The sequence below is a fragment of the Pseudomonas sp. SMN5 genome (genome assembly GCF_052041925.1).
Taxonomy (GTDB): domain Bacteria; phylum Pseudomonadota; class Gammaproteobacteria; order Pseudomonadales; family Pseudomonadaceae; genus Aquipseudomonas.
The window spans coordinates 135802-155114 of the sequence record NZ_JBKGGX010000013.1; the positions used below are offsets into that span (position 1 = coordinate 135802).

General features: G+C 59.0%; 14 protein-coding genes and 2 pseudogenes. 8 read left to right on the forward strand and 8 right to left on the reverse strand.

The window, feature by feature from the left end; translation table 11 throughout:
* Positions 1–89: 89 nt before the first annotated feature.
* Positions 90–203: pseudogene (locus tag ACLEJR_RS15235) on the forward strand (SDR family oxidoreductase); the annotation flags it as partial.
* A gap of 98 nt (positions 204–301) precedes the next feature.
* Here ACLEJR_RS15235 and ACLEJR_RS15240 read toward each other — a convergent pair.
* Positions 302–1225 carry an NADP-dependent oxidoreductase gene (locus tag ACLEJR_RS15240; protein ID WP_440814840.1) on the reverse strand — a complete coding sequence of 308 codons (924 nt, stop codon included), beginning with the start codon at positions 1223–1225 and terminating at the stop codon, positions 302–304.
* A 61-nt stretch (positions 1226–1286) separates the two neighbouring features.
* Entirely contained in the window at positions 1287–1718 is a 432-nt protein-coding gene (locus tag ACLEJR_RS15245; protein ID WP_440793610.1) for a DoxX family protein, read from the reverse strand.
* A gap of 310 nt (positions 1719–2028) precedes the next feature.
* On the opposite strand from ACLEJR_RS15245, the gene ACLEJR_RS15250 reads away from it, so the two are divergent.
* Positions 2029–2934 (forward strand): helix-turn-helix domain-containing protein, encoded by a 906-nt coding sequence (locus ACLEJR_RS15250; protein WP_440793609.1) that lies wholly within the window; start codon positions 2029–2031, stop codon positions 2932–2934.
* A gap of 130 nt (positions 2935–3064) precedes the next feature.
* Here ACLEJR_RS15250 and ACLEJR_RS15255 read toward each other — a convergent pair whose 3' ends face one another.
* The 4 genes from ACLEJR_RS15255 to ACLEJR_RS15270 all read right to left on the reverse strand — a co-directional run bounded on the left by ACLEJR_RS15255 (position 3065) and on the right by ACLEJR_RS15270 (position 6823).
* A complete protein-coding gene (locus ACLEJR_RS15255; protein WP_340662440.1) occupies positions 3065–3826 on the reverse strand; it encodes an SDR family NAD(P)-dependent oxidoreductase in 762 nt (253 codons plus the stop codon).
* 122 nt (positions 3827–3948) lie between these two features.
* Entirely contained in the window at positions 3949–4854 is a 906-nt protein-coding gene (locus tag ACLEJR_RS15260) for a LysR family transcriptional regulator (protein WP_440793607.1), read from the reverse strand.
* 173 nt (positions 4855–5027) lie between these two features.
* On the reverse strand, positions 5028–5966 hold the full coding sequence (locus tag ACLEJR_RS15265) for an AraC family transcriptional regulator N-terminal domain-containing protein (protein WP_440814842.1): 939 nt from the start codon (positions 5964–5966) through the stop codon (positions 5028–5030).
* A gap of 23 nt (positions 5967–5989) precedes the next feature.
* Positions 5990–6823 (reverse strand): oxidoreductase, encoded by an 834-nt coding sequence (locus ACLEJR_RS15270; RefSeq protein WP_440793603.1) that lies wholly within the window; start codon positions 6821–6823, stop codon positions 5990–5992.
* A gap of 190 nt (positions 6824–7013) precedes the next feature.
* Between ACLEJR_RS15270 and ACLEJR_RS15275 the strand changes: the two genes are divergently transcribed.
* The 3 genes from ACLEJR_RS15275 (at position 7014) to ACLEJR_RS15285 (ending at position 10995) form a co-directional block, all read left to right on the forward strand.
* Entirely contained in the window at positions 7014–7535 is a 522-nt protein-coding gene (locus ACLEJR_RS15275) for a sigma-70 family RNA polymerase sigma factor (protein ID WP_440793602.1), read from the forward strand.
* The gene (locus ACLEJR_RS15280; RefSeq protein WP_440814843.1) at positions 7522–8502 is read left to right on the forward strand and encodes a DUF4880 domain-containing protein; all 981 of its coding nucleotides are present in this window, start codon (positions 7522–7524) and stop codon (positions 8500–8502) included. The genes ACLEJR_RS15275 and ACLEJR_RS15280 overlap by 14 nt, the downstream gene beginning before the upstream one ends.
* Before the next feature lie 120 nt (positions 8503–8622).
* Entirely contained in the window at positions 8623–10995 is a 2373-nt protein-coding gene (locus ACLEJR_RS15285; protein ID WP_440814844.1) for a TonB-dependent siderophore receptor, read from the forward strand.
* A gap of 57 nt (positions 10996–11052) precedes the next feature.
* Here the strand turns inward: ACLEJR_RS15285 and ACLEJR_RS15290 are convergent, their stop codons facing one another.
* Both ACLEJR_RS15290 and ACLEJR_RS15295 read right to left on the reverse strand, forming a co-directional pair.
* Positions 11053–12534: a leucine-rich repeat domain-containing protein gene (locus ACLEJR_RS15290; RefSeq protein WP_440814845.1), complete on the reverse strand. Its 1482-nt coding sequence runs from the start codon at positions 12532–12534 to the stop codon at positions 11053–11055.
* Between the two features lie 119 nt (positions 12535–12653).
* Positions 12654–13934 carry a hypothetical protein gene (locus tag ACLEJR_RS15295; RefSeq protein ID WP_440814846.1) on the reverse strand — a complete coding sequence of 427 codons (1281 nt, stop codon included), beginning with the start codon at positions 13932–13934 and terminating at the stop codon, positions 12654–12656.
* Between the two features lie 652 nt (positions 13935–14586).
* Between ACLEJR_RS15295 and ACLEJR_RS15300 the strand changes: the two are divergent.
* The 3 genes and pseudogenes from ACLEJR_RS15300 to ACLEJR_RS15310 all read left to right on the forward strand — a co-directional run.
* A pseudogene (locus ACLEJR_RS15300) lies at positions 14587–15465 on the forward strand (methyl-accepting chemotaxis protein); the annotation flags it as partial.
* 201 nt (positions 15466–15666) lie between these two features.
* Complete coding sequence (locus ACLEJR_RS15305; RefSeq protein WP_440814878.1) at positions 15667–16371, forward strand: methyl-accepting chemotaxis protein; 705 nt, start codon at positions 15667–15669, stop codon at positions 16369–16371.
* Between the two features lie 387 nt (positions 16372–16758).
* The gene (locus ACLEJR_RS15310) at positions 16759–19308 is read left to right on the forward strand and encodes a Tc toxin subunit A (RefSeq protein ID WP_440814848.1); all 2550 of its coding nucleotides are present in this window, start codon (positions 16759–16761) and stop codon (positions 19306–19308) included.
* The last annotated feature ends 5 nt before the right edge of the window (positions 19309–19313 follow it).

Below are 19313 nucleotides of genomic sequence, written 5' to 3' on the forward strand. Positions count from 1 at the left end.
TGCCCGCGATGAGTCTGTCGTGTACGTCTATGTAGCGATCCCCATCCCCTTTTTCCCGATCCCCTCACTCAACCGCTCCCTGCATTCCCCCGTCCAATTTGACTGCCGCAGCGACTTTCTTGCTTGATGAGCACAGCTCTTTTATTACTGGTCAGACGCTCTATGTTGATGGTGGTGCATCAATCGGCAGGAGCCTGATTTAGCCGTAGTAGAGGCGGTACCCGTCCGATGGAGCGGCGAAGCGATTCAGCAAGACAGGGGGGAGACAAAACAGCCCTCTGCAGGGCCGTTCCAGGATCTTTCAGCGATTGACATCAAGAATGATTTTCCCGCGGGTGTGTCCGGCCCAGCTCTGTTTCACCGCGTCGACAACTTCGGTAAGCGGTAGCACCTGGGCCTGAAGCTGGAGCTTACCCGCTGTAAAAAGCGCGGCGATTTCTGCTAATTGACGTCCATCCGAGCGAGTAGCGAAGTTCTTGCCACTGACGCCGTATGCACGCGCCATTTCTGTATCGGGAGCGCTGACGGATGAGACCAAGACGCCTCCCCGCTTGATCACGCTCCAGGAGCGAGCCTGCGTCTCTCCGCCCACCAGATCAATTACGGCATCGACATCAGCGACGCTGTCTTCGAATCGCGCGAGGGTGTAGTCAATTACCTCATCCGCGCCAAGCGAGCGGAGGTAGTCATGGTTTTTTGCAGAACTGGTTGCGATCACATACGCACCCGCAAGGTGAGCGAGTTGAATAGCGAAGCTACCCACACCACCTGCGCCACCATGAATAAGGACCTTTTGGCCGGTCTGGAGAGCAGCGTGCTCATGCAATGCTTGCCACGCGGTCAACGCTGCAGCCGGTACGCCGCCCGCCTGTAACAACGACAGGTTCGTAGGGAGATGAGCCAGCCGATCTGCCGTGGAAAGTGCTTGCGTCGCATATCCGCCAACAATGCCGATAAACCCGAACACCTGGTCGCCAACTACGAAGTCAATAACGTTCTTGCCAACTGCGGCGACCGTTCCCGAAACCTCTACGCCAGGTGTGTAAGGCAATGGCAGGGGAATGAACTGCTTCATGGAGCCGGACAGAATTTTCCAATCGATTGGATTGATTCCGCTGCCAGCGACATTGATCAGAACCTGATCGTCGTTGGGGGAAAGGTCTGGAACTTCTTTCAGCTCCAACGCTTCGGCCTGGCCGTAGTGTGCTACTTGGATAGCTTTCATGAATTCTCTCGTTTGCGAAGGACAAGGTTCACTGGCGATGTCAGACGTGCCGATGATTGAATCAGCTGCGACGAGCATCGAGGCTGAATCGACCCGCGCCAAAAGCGACGATTTGCAGAAGCCCGCCGGCCATAGCGATATTTTTGAAGAAATGGATGAACTGGTTCTGGTCAGCCAGAGCACTATGGAAAATCAATGCGGTAAAGACACTGAAAACCGCGAGCACTGCGGCGGTAGCGCGAGTGCGGTAGCCAGCGATCAACGCAGCACCGCCCAGAATTTCAACAGCGATCGCGACAGCCAACGCCAGTTGCGGGAATGGCAGCCCAACGGAGCCGATGTAACCGATCATCATGGCGGGTGCGCCAATTTTGGATACGCCTGAAAGAATAAAAATGGCGCTCAAAAAAACTCGACCCGCTAATGAAACAGCGCTGTTCAGGTGGGTGACGGGTGCAACGGCAACGCCGGAGATGCTTGCTGTTTGAGACATGACGGTAGACCCCTTTAGGTTCAGCGCTTCCCTCTGAAGAGCTGTTGTGGGAGGAGATACTGTCACCCTCCAGCTTTGCTTAATAGCCGATTAATTTCGACTTTTAGGTTCTATAAATTAGAAATGATGAGTCACAGGAGCCGGAATGAAAATTCCGGCATTTTTATTGCGCTCGGATGGGCATCGGATACGGCCTCCATCGAGGTCGCCAAGAAGGATTAACAAGGTCGTGGAACTGCTTCGCCAATGGATGGCCTCAACCTAGCGGCCGCTGGATTCGCTTTTTTCACCTATTTTCCGAGATGCCTTGATGAATAAGGATCACGCTGAACGGACCTCCCCACTAGGGCTGGAAGCCTATATCCGCGGCAAGCGTCTTGCTGCCTCGGATGAGCTCGATGCACGCGACGTATTAGTCCAGATATTCAACCGCGAACGGCAAGAGGACAGCTTTATCGTGCCTGCAGTGGCCGAACCCTTGCTGGTATGGGTCATTTCTGGAACGGCTGAGGTTGATGAAAGAATCTTGGGTGGTGAATGGGAAACCAGTGTCGTGAGCAAGGGCGATTTTTTTCTTACCACATCGGCCGAACCTTATGAAATGCGCTGGAACGTCTCCGGCGAAGAAGCATTCGTGGTGATGCATATCTACCTTGGTATTGCGCTTCTGGAGAGAGCCATTAGCGAGACGCTTGGCGGACCTGGTGCGGTTCGTCTGCGTGAGGTATCGGGTGGCCGCGACGGCGTCCTGTCCATGCTGATGGAGCAGTTTCGCAAAGAGCTGACCGATCATTCCACGGGCAGTGCGCTTTTTCTCCAGGGATTGGCGCAGTGCCTGGCCGTTCACCTTGCCCGCAATTACCTGGACGATTCGGCTGAGGATATCGCTCACCGCAATTCCCTGCCTGCATACAAGCTGCGGCGAGTACTGGAGGAGATGGAAGCTAATTTGCACAGGGAGTTCAGTTTAGGAACATTGGCTGAAGGGGCTGGTATGAGCGAGTTTCACTTCAGCCGATTGTTCAAGAAAGCCACCGGGCATTCGCCGTCTCAGTTTTTCATCCGACTGAGAATGGCCCGAGCCCGACAGCTTCTTTTAGAGACAGATCGCAGCATTATCGACATTGGACTTGACGTCGGTTACAGCAGCCCAAGCCACTTTTCGCAAGTGTTCAAGCGCGAGGTGGGCATAACGCCAAGCCACTATCGCAAGTGAATCCAGATGCTGACGAACGTCGATTAATGGAAAGTCGGAATTTCGAAAAGCAGTCATGTCGCCTCCGCTAATGACCGAAAAAAGAAAAAACGCGTGGTGCAGAACGCCCCACGCGTCTTGAGGCAAGGCATCAGCCCACAGGGATGCTCATGCCGCCGTCGGCCATCACTACCGAGCCAACAATGAAGCTGGCGCGCTCGGAGGCAAGGAAGGAAACAATTTCTGCGATCTCCTCAGGCGCCGCAGCACGGCCAATAGGGGCAGATTTGCCATGCTCCTCCAGGAAGCCGCGGCCGTCGTCCATGAAGTGGTTCAGCAAGTTGGTCACCACATCCCCTACCCCGATAGCGTTTACGCGGATGCCATGTTCGATCGCCTCGAGCGCCTGGGTGCGCGTCAGCTGGGCCAAGGCACCTTTGGATGCGGTATATGCCGCGATACCGGGGAATGCAAAGTAGGAGGCATACGAGGCGATATTTACGATCGCACCGGATTTGTTTTTCATCATTTCCTTCATCGCTTCACGGGAGTGAAGGAAAGCTCCGGTGACGTTGGTTTCCATCTGCCAAGTCCAGTCTTCGCGAGTCATTTCGATGACAGGTTTATAAAGGATGCGCCCCGCGTTATTAACCAGGACATCCAGCTTGCCGAACTTCTCGACTGCCAGGGCAACCGCTTTCTCGGCCGAGCCATCTACGGTGATGTCTGCTACGAAGGGGACAATGCCGGGGCGCTCAAGAGCGTTCACGGACGGGTCGATGTCCTCCGCAATCACTTTCGCACCGCGAGAATGGAGAAGTTCGGTAATAGCTTTACCAATACCGCTAGCCGCGCCGGTCACCAGAATTACTTTGTCAGCCACTTCATTGGGGGTTGGGGTGAAGTCAGTCATGTCGTGTCTCCAAGTAGTCATTGGGTAGTCGCTTTCGACAGTTCCAATGTCCCCCTTTTTAAGGTGCTCCTCTTTCGCAGCCTTGCTCAGCCTGTCGGGATTTTGCTTCTTTGTCGAAAAGCTCAGGCACTTCCCGCTTGTTGACCGAACCGTTCTATTAACCAACGCCCAGCCGGACCAGGTGGCGAGTCAGTTCTATAAATAGCGTCGAACGCATAAGTACCGCCTTTGCAGTCAGGCATATCCAGCTCGACCAGGCGCCCCTCTTCTAGGTCAGCTTTAACCATGGGCATGGGCATGTTTCCCCAGCCGATACCCTCTTTCAGAAGCATGTGTTTAGCGCCCAGATCTGCCAACCGCCAGGTGCGTGTGCTCACGACGGCGAAATCTTTGTCACCGGTAAGCGTTGAGCGGTCTGATAAGACCAATTGAACGAACTCCCTCGCAGCCCCAGGCAATTTGGGGCATTCCTCCGCCAGCGGATGAGCAGGCGATGCGACGGGTATCAATTGAACGCTGCCCACGCCGATGCGCTCGATGCCGTCCAGACCGATATCCAGCGGGCCGCTGACGCCAACTCCGGCTTTCTTGTTCATAACCAGCTGAGTCACTGCTCCCAGGGCTTCCATATGCAAGTGCAAGGTGACGGTGGGAAATACTTCTCTGAACGTCTTCAGCGCATCGACTACGCGATCGGCAGGGAGCATTACGTCTAGCGCGAGGTGAACCTCCGCCTCTAATCCATGCAGCAACCCAGAGACTTTTGCCCGGAGCCCGTTTACGCCGTTGGTAATGGTGCGTGCTTCGGCCAGCACGGTTCGACCGGCCCCCGTCAGTTGCGGTTTGCGCGTGGTTTTGCGGTCAAACAGCGAGACCCCAAGCTGCATTTCAAGGTTAGAAATCGTATAGCTCACGACCGATGTAGCACGATGCAGTTTTCGAGCGGCCGCGGCAAAGCTGCCCACCTCAACCACAGTCAGGAAAACTTTGAGTTGATCGAGCGTCGGCGTTCCAGGATCGGAGATCATTTCTATTGGCTCGAACGTTTTTGGGGAAATTATCCTAGTTTCGCAGACAGCAGTATGTCCACAGATTGGGACCTGATTTCCATTGAGGCTGTCGAAAAATGGCACACCTGCCGAACACTCGAATCGAGTAAACGATTCTGGCCGCCCATTCTGAGATCGCTAGAAGGCGATCATTAATGCGACGAAACATAATCCGACGACGATGAAGGCGCAGGCAACGCATAAGCAGCCTTCATCCGCTCGACTTCAGCCTGGGGCGTGCGGCCAAAGAGGCGCTTGAATTCGCGGCTGAACTGCGAGGCACTTTCGTAGCCGACAGTGAACGCCGCCGTCGAGGCGTTCATGGCGTTACGCAACATTAATAACCGCGCCTGGTGCAGGCGCGTCGACTTCAGGTATTGCATGGGGGACGAGTCCGTCACGTTGCGAAAGTGCAGATGAAAGTTGGGCACGCTCATGTTGGCTTCGCGGGCGAGGGATTCAACGTCCAGACGCTCCGAGTAGCCGCTGTGGATCCTGCGAATCGCCCGGGTAATCTGGCCGAAGTGCCCCTGGCGCCTCAGCGCCGCACGCATGGAACCGCCCTGTTCGCCGGTGAGGATGCGGTAATAGATTTCCCGCACCAGCGCCGGTCCGAGTATCTGTGCGTCACCCGGACGACTCATGGCTTCGAGAAACCGCAGCGTCGAGGCGCAGAGCGAATCGTCCATGGGCGAGGCATACATTCCCTTGGGCTGGGCATCGCTCGGCCCCAGGGTTTCATCCACTTGCAGCAGCAGTTCACTGGCCAATTGGAAGTCCAGGCGCATGTAGACCGCCAGCATGGGTTCCGCCTCGCTGGCATCGGTCTCCATGGTGAAAGGAACGGGCACGGAGACCACCAGATAATGCCGAGCGTCGTAAACGTAAACCTCATCCCCCAGGTAACCGCGCTTGCGCCCCTGGCACAGGATGACGATACCGGGGTCGTACAACACCGGCGTTCGGCTTAGCGGCCGGTTGGAGCGTAAGAACCGGATGTCATCCAGTGCGCTGAGGTTGTAGCCCTCGACCGGCGCCAGCTGCTCCATCAACTGCACCATGCGTGCGGTATTTGCGTCGGCCTGTGTCATCGGTGTCTCCCCTCGCCTGCTCTTCAGCCGTCGGTCGAACGAGTCAGCGCTTCCCATTGATCGATCTCTTTGGCGGCACGGTCCAGCTTGTCACGCACCAGGCCCAGTGCGTCGCTGCCTAATAACAGATGGGCCGGCGGCGTCGGGCTGGCAATCACTTGCAACATCGCCTGGGCTGCCTTTTGTGGATCGCCCGGTTGCTTGCCGCTCTTGGCTTCGCGAGCCGTGCGGATCGGGTCGAAGAGCGCGTCATAGTCCTCGATGCTGCGCTGGGTGCGCCGCATCGAACGGCCCGCCCAATCAGTGCGGAATGAGCCAGGCGCGACAGCCGTCACGAAGATGTTGAACGGTTGCAACTCTTTGCTCAGCGTATCGGAAATCCCTTCGAGGGCGAACTTGCTGCCGCAGTAATAGGCGATCCCAGGCATCGTGATCGTGCCACCCATGGACGTGATATTGAGGATATGCCCGGCACGACGCTTACGGAAATAGGGCAGGAATGCCTTGATCATCGCCACCGCGCCGAACACGTTGACGTCGAACTGACGACGCATTTCCTCCAGCGGCGACTCTTCGACGATGCCCTCATGCCCATAGCCGGCGTTGTTGACCAACACATCGACCGGGCCGTGGGCCGCTTCTGTGGTGGCGACCACGCTGTCGATCCGGGCGAAGTCGGTGACATCGAGGAGGACGCCGTGAGCGCGATCGGCGGACAGTTGCTCGAAGGCCTTGAGGTCCGCCTCGCTGCGTACAGTGCCGATGACCCGGTGGCCGGCCGCCAATGCTTGCTGGGCCAGGGCGTGGCCGAAGCCACTGCTGACGCCGGTGATAAACAGGGTTTTTATGCGGTGCATGACGAACTCCCATCAGTAGGTGTGCGCATGTTAGCCATCGCTGTCCAGGGTCACCTATGCCGGTTTGCCTTGCAGCCTTGCCTAGTCCTATCAAGGCAAATACCAGAGCGAGCCTCACGTCCGGCAAAGTTGCCCAGGCCTCTTCAGCCTGAATATAATGCGATTCATTATCAATTATGTAGTCTCCGGTATGCTGACGCGCAGCAACGACACATTGGGCCATGCCGATCTCGCGCTGCTCTACCGCAGCCATCATTCCTGGTTGCACGGCTGGCTGAGCCGGCGCATCGGTTGCCGCGAGAGTGCCGCAGACCTGGCGCAAGACACGTTCGTGCGCCTGCTCAAATCCCGTCAAGCAAGCCCCCTGCGCGAACCTCGTGCCTACCTGAGCAGCATCGCACGTGGGCTGATGATCGATCGGTATCGCCGTCGCGAGCTCGAACGCGCCTACCTCGAAAGCCTTGCGCTGCTGCCCTCCCAGGAAATCCCTTCTGAAGAGGAACGGTTGTTGATTCTGGACAGCCTTGAGCGGATCGATCGTCTGCTGGACCTGCTCAAGCCGAGGGTTCGCGAGGCGTTTCTACTGGCCCAGCTCGACGGCCTGACCTGCCAGCAGATCGCCGAGAAACTCGGTGTTTCCCGCTCTACGATTGAACGCGACCTGGCCAAGGCCCTGCAACATTGCTATCGCTTGCGCTATGCCGAACAGTGACGCGCAAGCGCTTGACCCAGCGGTGGTCGACCAGGCAATCCACTGGCTGGTGCGCCTGCGCTTCAACCCCGCCGATGAGCAAACCCGGAGCATTTTCGAGCACTGGCTGCGGCAGCGCCCGGAGCATCTGTTAGCGTGGCAGCGTGTAGAAACCCTCGGCGATGACTTCGCGGGCGTTCCACCTGATCTGGTCCGGCACACCCTCAAAGGCACCCGCGCCGGCATGCATCGGCGCCAAAGCCTGAAGCTGTTGGGTGTGTTGGCTACGTTGGGTGGAGCGACCTGGTTGGGCCGCAACTACACACCGCTGCCGGCCATGCTTGCCCAGCAGCACAGCAGGACCGGCGAACGCAAACGCTTGCAGCTCGATGACGGCAGCCTTCTCCAACTCAATAGCGACAGTGCCGTCGACAGCTATTTCAACGCGCAACGACGCCTGGTCGTGCTGCGGCGCGGCGAAATCATCGTGAACACCGGCGCCGATGCCGGTTCGGCGCAACCGCGTCCCTTGTGGCTACAGACACGCGACGGATTCATACGCACCCTCGATGCTCGGTTCCTGGTGCACGAACGTGACGACGGAACCGTCCTCGCGGTGCAGACCGGTGCAGTCACAGTATTTCCCGGGTCCAGTCAAAGCCCGGTCCAAGACATCGTCCTGGCCGCCAATCAGCGGCTGTTCACCTCAAAGGACGTTCGTGAGCTCAAGGACGATGGCCTGGATCTGTGGAGCTGGAGCGACGGCGTGATCAGCGCCCGCAACATGCGCCTCGGTGATTTTATCCAGGCCCTGTCGCGTTATCGCCCCGGCGTATTGCGCTGCGCCGAAGAGGTCTCGGACCTGCGCGTTTCCGGAACCTTTCAGCTCGCCGATACCGACCGGGTACTGGCCTTGGTTGCGCAGTCACTGCACCTGCAGATCGATTATCGAACCCAGTATTGGGTGACGTTGAGCGCGGCCAGTTAGATGCATTTTTTCGCTATGCGAATATTTAAATAAAAATGAGGTGATTTCTCATTCTCGTTCGGCATGTAAGAAAGGCTGAAATACAGGCCGATCTGCCGATCCCTTTCACGGAGCGAGTAAATGAGTTCGTCCCCGGTTCCACAGCGTCTTCGACTGAATCGTGCCCTGCACGGCGCCGCACTTGGCTTCATCGTCAGCAGCTACGCACTGCCGTCCCTGGCGCAATCGACGAGCGTCGATCAAACCCACCCGGTTCACCAGTGGAATATTCCCGCCGGACCACTGGCCCCGGCGCTGGATCGCTTTGCGCGTGAGGCCGGCATCAGCCTGTCCTTCGATGCCTCAAGCGTGGCGAACCGCAACACCCGAGGTGTGAGCGGCGCGTTAGATATTCCCCAAGCCCTGTCTTCGTTGTTGCAGGGCAGCGACATAGAAGTGCAACAGCAAGGGCCGAACGCTTACCTGCTAACGCCGCAAACCAGAGCCGAGGGCGAACTCGACGACTATCGCCTCGCCCCCATCCTCGTCAACGCCAAGGCCCGGGTCGACGGCACCGAAGACACTCACTCGGTAGTCGCCCAGGAACTCTGGGTCGGCGGTAAAGTGGCCACCAGCATTCTCAACACGCCCGCCTCGGTCTCCGTGGTGACCGACAAGGAAATGCAGCAGCGCAGCGTGAGCACGACCGAAGAACTGCTGCAGTACACGCCAGGGGTGATAACCGATTATTACGGCACGGACGACCGCAACGACTACTTCCAGATTCGCGGCTTCCAGGCCACGACCTATCGGGACGGTCTGACCCTGGGCTCAATGCGTGGCGTGCGCGAGGAGCCTTTCGCTTATGAGCGCGTCGAGGTGATACGCGGGGCCAACTCCACACTGTTCGGCCCGGCCGACCCCGGCGGCTCGGTGAACTTCGTGAGCAAGAAGCCACGCTTCGACAAGTTCGGCCAGGGCTATGTCACCTACGGTTCTTTCGACCATGTCGAATCCGGCATCGACGTCGGGGACTCGCTGAACCAGGAACAGACCGTGGCCGGTCGCTTCACGGCAAAGCTGCAAGACAGCGATCGCGAGTACGACCACTCCCGGGACGACAACAAGTTCTTGATGGGCGGCCTGACCTGGTCACCCACGGACTTCACTTCGGCCTCGGTGATCGTCGACTACCTGAAAACCCAAAGCTCGCCTAACAGCGGTGGTTATCCGCTGGACAAGGAATATGACCGCAAGAAGTTCTACGGCGAGCCCAGCTACAACTTCCACGATGTCGAGCGCACCAACATCAGTGGCACCTTCAGCCATGATTTCGATAATGGGTTCGTATTGCGCAGCAACCTTCGCTACAGCGAACTGAACGATGATTTCGGCTATGTGTTCCTCAGCGACTCCACGACTCGCACCGGAACCACAGTCCCGCGTTATATCTTTGGCACCGACAGCGAAGCCGAGCAGCTGAACGGCAACTTGATGCTGCAATACGATGCCCGTTTCGAAAACATCGACAGCAGTACCTTGGTGGGCGTGGAGTATGGCGACTCCTCGACCGAGGAAAGCTCCGTGTATTCCCCGACGGGCTCCATCGACCTTGCCCACCCGGTATTCACGGGGGTGCCAAGCGGCGTAGCGCCCTACAGCAACGACAAGCTCGATACCAAGACCAAGGCCGTGTTCCTGCAGCAGAACCTGTCCTTCTACGAGCGCTTTATCGTCACTGCCGGCGTGCGCAACGACTCACTGGACCTGTCCAGCACCGACATCAATAACCTGAAAGAATCGGACAACTTCTCGGAAACCTCCTATCGCGGCGCGCTGACCTATATCGTCAACGACGAAGTTTCCACTTACGTCAGCATGGTGGAATCGGTCTCGCCGCCAACCGTTGGCGTTGTCCCGAAGACAGGCAAGCAATACGAAGTGGGTGTGAAATACGCGCCCATCGGGATGGACGCATTGTTCTCGGCGGCGGTCTACGACTTGACCCAGGAAAATGTCAGCATCGCTGTCGTATTGCCCAGTGGAGTCATCGAGCAACAGACCGTTGGCGAATCACGGGTGCGCGGGCTGGACCTGGAAGCCAAGGCTGAGCTGACCCCTAACCTGAGCCTGGTGGGCGGCTACTCCTACATGGAGTCCGAAGTGTTGCGCGGGACCTTGTACGACGGCAGCTCACTCAAAGGAAATGAGTTCGCCACCGCGCCGAAACACTCCGCTTCGTTGTGGACCTATTACAACGTACCCGACACCGATGTCAGCGTTGGTCTGGGCGCACGGTATGTGGGCTCCTACTACTTCGACGCGGCCAACACCGGCACCAGCGATGGCACCACGCTGTTCGATGCGGCGTTCAACTATAAGCTCTACAAAGGCACCGACCTGGCAATTAACGTCAGCAACCTTCTGGATGAGCAACATGTGGTCGGTTCGGGGACCGCGAACTACTACAACCCGGGGCGTGAGATCACGGCGAAGCTGAGTTACAACTGGTAAGCTGCGGTCCACAACAGCGACGCCCTGTGGGAGCAACTTGCTCCCACAGGGCGAGCGTCAAATGCCCGGCCCCCTGACGTAGGCCGGTAACCTGGCCAGGCGGTCCCATCCCTGAGCACTGATTTGCGAGCCATTGCGCAACGACAAGCTCTCCAGCGGCAAGTGTTCCAGCACCGACACCATGGCCGACGTAAGCCGCGACTCCCCCGGCCCGGCTTCTAGCGTCAGGTCCCGCAATGGCAACCCCGCCAAATGCGCCACGCCGGCATCGGTCAACCAAGGACTTTCATACAGGCCCAGGCGTTGCAGCGGCAGGTTACGCAAACAGGCCAGATCGCCATCGCGCAGGTCCAAGCCACTGATCTCCAATTGCTCCAAGGGCAGGCCCAGTTCGCTGAGCTTACGTAACGTCTTGCCGTCGATCCCCTGGCAAAAACTCAAGTCAAGCCTTCTAAGCGGCAGGCCAGCCAGTTGTTTCAGTTCCTTCCAAGTAATGTCATTCAACGAGAGATCCAGAGACTCCAGATTCAACCCACGCAGATCCCTCAACGTGTCGGCGCATACACCCTGCACATCGGAGAGCCCCAGGCGCTTCAGCGGAAAGCCGTGCAGCACGTCGAGCTGTTCGATCATCATCCGCGACGACTTGAGATCCAGCTCCGCAAGCGGCATCCCTTCGAGTAGTTCCAGTTCCTCCTCGCCCACATAAGCCGATTGAAGCGAAAGCCGCTCGATGGGCAAACTTCGGATAGCGAGCACCGCGGCCTCGCTCGCGTAACAGTCATCGAGGCTCAGGGAACGCAACCCGGTCAGGCGGGTGAGCCAGGACGGATCCTTCAGAATCGCGCCACTGCCCTCGATCGACAGTTGTTCCAGCGGATGACCGCACAGATGCGCCATGCCCCGCGAAGTGAGTTCACCGGCACGCTGTAGGGTGAGCGAGCGCAATTTCAGCTGTGAGAGTTCGAGAAGACCGTCGTCGGAAATTTCATCGCAACGATTAAGCGACAAGGCTTGCAGCGGGCTGTGGGCGAGCTGCTTGAGGAAACGGTCGTCGAAGTCGTCACCGTAGGTTTCCAGCTTCAGGCTGCGCAGCCGTTCGAGCGAAGGGAGGCAGGAGGCATTGTCATGGCGGGAAAAACCGCTGATCTCCAGCGTTTCGAGCGCAAGATCTGGCAACCGTCGCCACAGATCCGGGTCGCAACTGAACCTCGGGCTGTTGAGTACCAAAGTACGCAACGGCAACCCGGCCAGGGCGTCGAGCCACTGCGGCTCGGCATCATCGAGTTCCAGATGATCGACCGGTAGACCACGCAACTGCGGCAATAAAGGTCCGGGGCGATTGCGATGTGCGGTGCTGTTCCGTTGGGCGATAGCCAATTTTGCCGCTGGATCGCCGAGGCCGGCGGCGACTCGCAGGCCGTCCAGGGACGCCTCGCTGGTGTTCAGCAGATCGCAATAAAGTGACGCTCGTGTGGCGATGTCGTCGGGTGAAGTGGCGAGTCGGGTCATCAAGGCGTTGCGGTTGGCAGTCTGCACTGTTCACGAGTCCGGAGTGAGGGGCGCGGCTTACGCGGCGAAATCCATTTCATCACAAAAATCCTGCGCGCTCTCAGAAACAAGCACCTTGCGGCAGCCGAAGGATGCAACCTGCCTCACTATTTGGATGTGCTGGAAAAAAATGCACTAAGCCCGACTTGTCTACCGCTCCCCAACACCACCCGTCCGTCTTTTTTCCCGTGTAGCTTCACTGCACTTTCTATTTCTGAATACAGCACCGGCTTGAACTCGATGACGGCTTCCCGGTCGCCAGCGAAGATAAACCTGTTTATGTTTTTGCTGAACCACGCCTGATACGCCAGTGAGCTTTTGACGAAATTGTAGACATCCTTCAGTGGGTCTCCTTGAGTGATGTTACTGAGGTCGAACAGGATCACCTGATCGACTGACCCGTCGATAATTCCCCGACGATAATCGAGCTCCTCTTTCACGCTTCGCGAGTCAGGGAATTTGCGCTGTTGCATGAAGTAGTCGGACAGGAAGGTGGAGAGTTTCGAGCAGCGAGGGGTCTTCAATTCTATGGCGAAAACCCGGTTGTCCAGCTTCACGTAATAGTCAGGATAGGTGATGTTGCCTTTCTGGAAATACAGAGCGCCATCCGCATAACAAATCTCCTCTCGCCCTATAACAACCTGGCGCCCCTGCCGGTTGCCGATGACGGCTCTCGACTTTGCCAAGCCCGGCTCAGGAACTGTTTCGTCATCGCAGAAGCTACCGGTATTGGCTCGATAAGCCTTGAACTGTCCATCCCTGGCGAGAAAAAGGTAATTGGCTTCGTGGAGCTTCTGATACATCCGCGCTTGCGACTGCGCTTCCACCACCGTGAGGTTTCCCTGGTGCAATGAGGCGCTGAACTCGTCGTAGGCATCGCTGGCCGAGACTTTCTGTTCGAGCGTAGGTACGGACGAAGAGGGGTTGGTAAACGTGGGGACCGGGACCGGTGACCCCGGTAGCGACTGAGAAGAGAACGGAGACGTCGGAGGAGAGAACGAAGAACCGAAAGAAGCGACCGGCGAAGGTGGCGGGGAAAAGGACGGAACGGCAACGGTAGGCTGCGTGATCACGGGCGCAGAGGTGGTTGCGGAGCCGCTTCGGTCTTGCCTCCCAAAAAGACGGGTAATCGGCACTTTCGCTCGCGGATGGTATTCCGATTTGAGTACCGGATGATCCGAGACATACGTCGCCCGCCTAAAGGTGGCCTTCAGCTTGCTGCCGCACGCCGGGCAGACTCTGTGCGCCAACATATGCGGCGTCAGTTTTTTTCTGAGCGACTGAGGTGCGCCCGATCGCAAATGAAAAAATATGACATCGACGCTCCTTATCGATTTTTCCGGATGCCATTCTGGATCCGCGACCCGTGGATAAACGACGAAGGCCATCGCAGTGTAGTCAGCCCTTCACAATTGCGCCCAATGATCTGGGCATGCCCGAGAGGAATCTTTCGGCAGCAATAAACCCGTGGCGAGGGAGCTTGCTCCCGCTGGGCTGCGCAGCAGCCCCCAGGCCATCCACTCAACGCAACAAGAGGGAGGGTGCCTCATGAACTTTTCTTCACCCCACGCCCCCGAGCGATTCGGTAAAGTCCCCTCGCTCATTCAAGAAACTAAGGTTTAGCCCGCGCTCCCGCGGGCTTTTTTTTTGTGCTTGATTTTGCCGGCGTATGGGTGGTCTCCACGCAACAGCGGAAAGGGCGACGTAGGCAAGCAGTGAGACCAATGTGAAAAAAGCTTGGCGCATGCCCGCGAACATTCCGCGACAGGTGAACATCGCGAAAAAATCTTTCAGATCCAGGGTCGGCGGCCGATACAGGCCTGTTACACATTTCTGCTGGTTCTTAAAAACAACAATCTTCCAGCCAACCGACGACAAGCAGCACAACGTTCCTGGAGGAATTGAATGAACAGCTGGTTCGGCAACATAAGCGTCAACATGAAATTGGGCCTGGGCTTCGGCCTGGTGCTGGTCCTGACCTGCCTGCTGGCCTTCACCAGCTGGACCAGCCTGGGCGGGCTGATCAACCGCAGCAACTGGATGAGCGACATCACCCAGCTCAACGCCGGCCTGACCAAGCTTCGCGTCACGCGCCTGCAATACATGCTGACCAATGGCGACGAGACCGCCGCGCAGAACGTGCAAACCACCCTCGATGGTTTCGTTGCACAACAGAACAAGCTGCTCAGCACGTTCAAAAGCCCTGAGAACCTCAAGCTGCTCAAGGAGCAGAGCGCGGTCATCAGCGCTTACCAAGTGTCCTTGAATAAAATGCGCAGTGCCTATCGCACCGGCAACACAGCGCGTGACGCCATGGGCGCGAACGCGGAGATCGCCTACAAGCTGATCGAAACGATCAACAACGACGTGAAGCAAATGGCGCTGAGCGACGAGCGCTTCGAACAGTTCCAGGCCATCACCCAGGCCAAGCAGGAATTCATGCTGGCCCGCTATGAGGTTCGCGGCTACACCGCCAACAGTAACGCCGACACTGAACGCAAGGCGGTCGCCCAGCTGGACGCCGCGATCGCTTCGCTCAAGCCGCTGAACGAACATTTCTCCAGCACTCGCCAGGACGAGCTGCGCCAGTTGGAAAGTGCCCTGATCCAATACCGCAGTGCCTTGCAAGCCTTTAAGCTGGCCACGGCCGATGCGGTGCAGGCGCGCAAGGAGATGACCGACCAGGGCGCCGCCATCGTGACCCTGAGCGAACAGCTGTACCAGATTCAACTCGACCGCCGCGACGCTGAAAGCGCCCAGGCCCGGACCCTGCAACTGATCAGTACATTGCTCGCCTTGCTGGTCGGTATCGTGGCCGCCGTCATCATCACCCGCCAGATCACCGGCCCGCTGCGCGACACCCTGGCTGTGGTCGAGCGCATTGCCGGCGGCGATCTGTCCCAGAATGTCATCGTGACCCGTCGCGATGAACTGGGCGTCCTGCAACAAGGCATCGCGCGCATGGGCGTGACCCTGCGCGACTTGATCAGCGGCATCCGCGATGGTGTGACCCAGATCGCCAGCGCCGCCGAGGAGTTGTCCGCCGTCACCGAGCAGACCAGCGCCGGCGTCAACAGCCAGAAGGTCGAGACCGATCAGGTGGCAACCGCCATGCACGAGATGACCGCCACTGTGCAGGAAGTTGCCCGCAACGCCGAAGAAGCCTCCCAGGCCGCGGCCGCCGCAGACGGCGAGGCCCGTGCGGGCGATCAGGTGGTCAACGAAGCCATCGCCCAGATCGAGCGCCTGGCCAGCGAAGTGGTGCGCTCCACCGACGCCATGACTGTATTGCAGCAGGAAAGCGACAAGATCGGCAGCGTCATGGACGTGATCAAGGCCGTGGCCGAACAGACCAACCTACTGGCACTCAACGCAGCGATCGAAGCGGCACGTGCCGGTGAAGCCGGGCGTGGTTTCGCCGTGGTCGCCGACGAAGTCCGCGGCCTGGCCCAGCGCACGCAGAAGTCCACCGAAGAGATCGAAGGCCTGGTGGCCGGCCTGCAGAACGGTACCCAGCAAGTGGCCGCCGTGATGAACAACAGCCGCAGCCTCACCGACAGCAGCGTGGCCCTGACCCGCAAGGCCGGCGCATCCCTGGAAAACATCACCCGAACGGTGTCGAACATCCAGTCGATGAACCAGCAGATCGCCGCCGCGGCCGAGCAGCAAAGCGCCGTGGCCGAGGAAATCAGCCGCAGCATCATCAACGTGCGCGACGTCTCCGAACAGACCGCCGCCGCCAGCGACGAAACCGCCGCCTCCAGCGTTGAACTGGCGCGGTTGGGCAATCAATTGCAGATGATGGTGAGCCACTTCCGCGTCTGATGACCACCCCGAGGCCTCACACCTGCGAGGCCTACTCGATTGTGCCACCCACCGTGGGAGCGGGCTTGCTCGCGAAGGCGGTGGGTCAGTCCACTTCAATGTTGGCTGATCCGACGCTATCGCGAGCAGGCTCGCTCCCACAGGGTCCTGGGGTGGCACACGAACATGCTACTGGCCGCAGATCCCTTGTGGGAGCGAGCCTGCTCGCGATAGCGGTGGGCCAGTCACTTCGACACTGGTTGCCCACAGCGGTTTTCCATTCGCCCCACCTTTGAATCGCCCTTTCGTACATATCCCCCAGCCCCGGTCCTACCGTTTTTTTTTGCGCGCTCCTGTACGGTTTTCTCCTGGATAAGGACATTCCGCTCGAATAGGAGAGAGCGTCACATGGACGCAAGCAATGACTCGCTGCTGCACAGGCTCGTCGCCTTTGCCGACGACAACGACACCGCGAAAGCCCGCTTCGAAACCGCCATGCAGCGGATGGGGCTGGCGTCGGTTTTCGATATCGTGCGCATGGGCAAGGCGCCGTTCGCCCTTGAACTGGCCAAGTACAGCGACGCGGATGCCGGGCTGGCCTATGACCGTGCGGCGAGCTATGCCCGGCAAATCGGTCGCCTGTATCAGGAGCATCGCGTTTCGGCCGGGCAGCAAGCCCAGAGGCGTGTCCGGCGCAGCCTGGGGTCGGATTCGACAGTCGCATCCGCCGGCTATCAGGCACTTTTCGCCGAAAACTGGGATCAGTTCTGCAGCGAAGGCGATCTCGCGGCAATCGACTCACCCGTGGCGTATCTACGTGCCCTGTATCTGTTTGCCAGGCAATTGGAGCAACTACCGGCTCCCGCCTCATCTGCCAGGATTACCCTGGAAGAACGTCGCCCGGACCTCAAGAACCTGAAGCTGGATCGACACAGTGCCTTCGCCACGCGTCCCATGCTCGACATCGTCAACGACACCCTGCGCAGCAACATCGAGGCGCACCTGACCCAGGCCGGCGAAGGTCGGACCGCCCAGCAGTTGCTCGCTCGCGAACACTACCCTTTCTCGCTGCCCTATGACCTGCATCACCAGCAATGCCTGCTCGGGCTGGGCGCAGGCAAGCCCGCCCTGGGGGAGCTGAATTATCGGATCAGCCTGCAACTGCCGTTTTCACCAGGCCATTCAACCTACGGGAGCGTCACGACGTCTCATCGTGACGCTCAGAAATTGCTGTCCGGGCTCAGCCCGGCGCAACAGGACTTGCTCCTCGCTCCCGACGCCTCCAGCGCCAGGCCCGAGGCACTGAAGCGAAGCTATGGCACCCAGGACATCAGCCGCCTGGTCCAGCTCGATTTTTTCAAAGAGCGAACCGGCCTGACGACGGAGCAGGTGGAACAACTGCTGGCGCAAAACAGCCACAGCCCCCGGACCTCGATCAACAGTCCCGATTCCACCCAGACCGTGTATGGCGCCAGCTATATCAACGGCACGGGGTCGAGCCCGGCCCTGGGCATCGACACCCAAAGGGGGCAGCAGGTTCTCATTCATCACTCCATTGAACGTTTCGACCGAGCCCAGCGCATGATCCGCCTGCAGCGCTGGACCGGCATCCCCATCTCTGAGCTGGACACACTGATCTTCAATACCCAACGCGCCGAAAGAACTCACACGCTCACCGCCAACACCTTGCGTGCCCTGGGCGTCTATCGGTACCTGAACCAGCGCCACGGCATCGCGGCCGAGGAGTTCGCCTCACTGCTGCATGACATGCCGATCGAGGCGTGCGGGGGCCGGGTACCGTTGTTCGATCAAGTGTTCAATCGCACCGGTTTGTTCGAACACTCGGTATGGCAGTTGCCCAATAAGCTTCTGACCGCCACGCAATTGCAAACCCTCAGCTACCTGAGTGCCGGGCTCGGACTGCCCATGACCGAGGACTCGTTGCTGTTACTGGTGCGCCAGAGCGAACGATACCTACTGTCGCCGGAGCACGACCTGCCGACGGTGTCTTCGCTGTACCGCCAGGCGCGCATCGCCCGGATGCTGGGGCTGTCGCCCCTCGAATGCACCGAACTGGCGCGGTTGCTGGGCGGGGAGGCGTTCTGCAAGGTGCTGGTGACAGGCCAGCTACAAGCTGCGCAATCCTCGGACCCGGACATTCTCGACGTGCTGATGGCCCTGGACTGGGCCGTCGACTGGCTCAGGCAGAACCAGCTCGATGTGCTGCGCTGGTGTCGCCTGTTCGATGTCCCCGCCACGCCTCTACCGCTCGATCAAAAGCTGGAAAGACACCTGACGCAACTCCAAGCGGACGCCAACACCGACCCTCGGCACCTGATCGAAACACTGCTGCACGACATCGCAGACCTCGGGCCCGAATACGTCCCGGGCGTGTTGCAGATGGCCGCCACCGATGCACCGGCGCTCGTCGCCGCCATCAAGGCTTCACCGGGTGTCATGCCCCCGCAACTGGCAACCGTTCTTCACGCCGCCAAGGCCTGTCAGCCTCTGCACTTGAGCAGCAACACGCTGAACGTCCTGATGGAAAACCCGACCTGGCTGGCCCCGGATATCACTGGACGGCTCACCCCGCACACGCTGTATCTGCTCGAACGTTTCAGCCACTGCGCCCGCCATCAAGCGCAATCGCAAGAGAACCTGCTGCACTACCTGAGCGTGGCCAATCAGGAAGGGCCGAACTCGGACAAACAGGCCAACCCGCTGTTGGCCAAGCTGTTGGGCTGGACTACCGAAGACGTCAGTCGCCTGACAGCGCAGTTGGCGCCAGGCCGCGCGCAATCGATGCAAGCGCTGGACTGGGTCATGCGTTGCCAGGCCTGCTGCGCCAGCACGGGCCTGTCGGCCGACCTGCTGCTCAAGGCAAGTGCACTGACCAGCGAAAGCCCCGCACCGGAGTGGAAAATCGTCGGCCAAGCGCTGATCGCGGCCTGCCATTGACGGTG

Excerpts from the sequence above, each read along its gene's own strand:
- ACLEJR_RS15240 (WP_440814840.1), bottom strand. The coding sequence starts at position 1,225 with ATGAAAGCTATCCAAGTAGCACACTACGGCCAGGCCGAAGCGTTGGAG.
- ACLEJR_RS15245 (WP_440793610.1), bottom strand. The coding sequence starts at position 1,718 with ATGTCTCAAACAGCAAGCATCTCCGGCGTTGCCGTTGCACCCGTCACC.
- ACLEJR_RS15250 (WP_440793609.1), top strand. The coding sequence starts at position 2,029 with ATGAATAAGGATCACGCTGAACGGACCTCCCCACTAGGGCTGGAAGCC.
- ACLEJR_RS15255 (WP_340662440.1), bottom strand. The coding sequence starts at position 3,826 with ATGACTGACTTCACCCCAACCCCCAATGAAGTGGCTGACAAAGTAATT.
- ACLEJR_RS15260 (WP_440793607.1), bottom strand. The coding sequence starts at position 4,854 with ATGATCTCCGATCCTGGAACGCCGACGCTCGATCAACTCAAAGTTTTC.
- ACLEJR_RS15265 (WP_440814842.1), bottom strand. The coding sequence starts at position 5,966 with ATGACACAGGCCGACGCAAATACCGCACGCATGGTGCAGTTGATGGAG.
- ACLEJR_RS15270 (WP_440793603.1), bottom strand. The coding sequence starts at position 6,823 with ATGCACCGCATAAAAACCCTGTTTATCACCGGCGTCAGCAGTGGCTTC.
- ACLEJR_RS15275 (WP_440793602.1), top strand. The coding sequence starts at position 7,014 with ATGCTGACGCGCAGCAACGACACATTGGGCCATGCCGATCTCGCGCTG.
- ACLEJR_RS15280 (WP_440814843.1), top strand. The coding sequence starts at position 7,522 with ATGCCGAACAGTGACGCGCAAGCGCTTGACCCAGCGGTGGTCGACCAG.
- ACLEJR_RS15285 (WP_440814844.1), top strand. The coding sequence starts at position 8,623 with ATGAGTTCGTCCCCGGTTCCACAGCGTCTTCGACTGAATCGTGCCCTG.
- ACLEJR_RS15295 (WP_440814846.1), bottom strand. The coding sequence starts at position 13,934 with ATGGCCTTCGTCGTTTATCCACGGGTCGCGGATCCAGAATGGCATCCG.
- ACLEJR_RS15305 (WP_440814878.1), top strand. The coding sequence starts at position 15,667 with ATGACCGCCACTGTGCAGGAAGTTGCCCGCAACGCCGAAGAAGCCTCC.
- ACLEJR_RS15310 (WP_440814848.1), top strand. The coding sequence starts at position 16,759 with ATGGACGCAAGCAATGACTCGCTGCTGCACAGGCTCGTCGCCTTTGCC.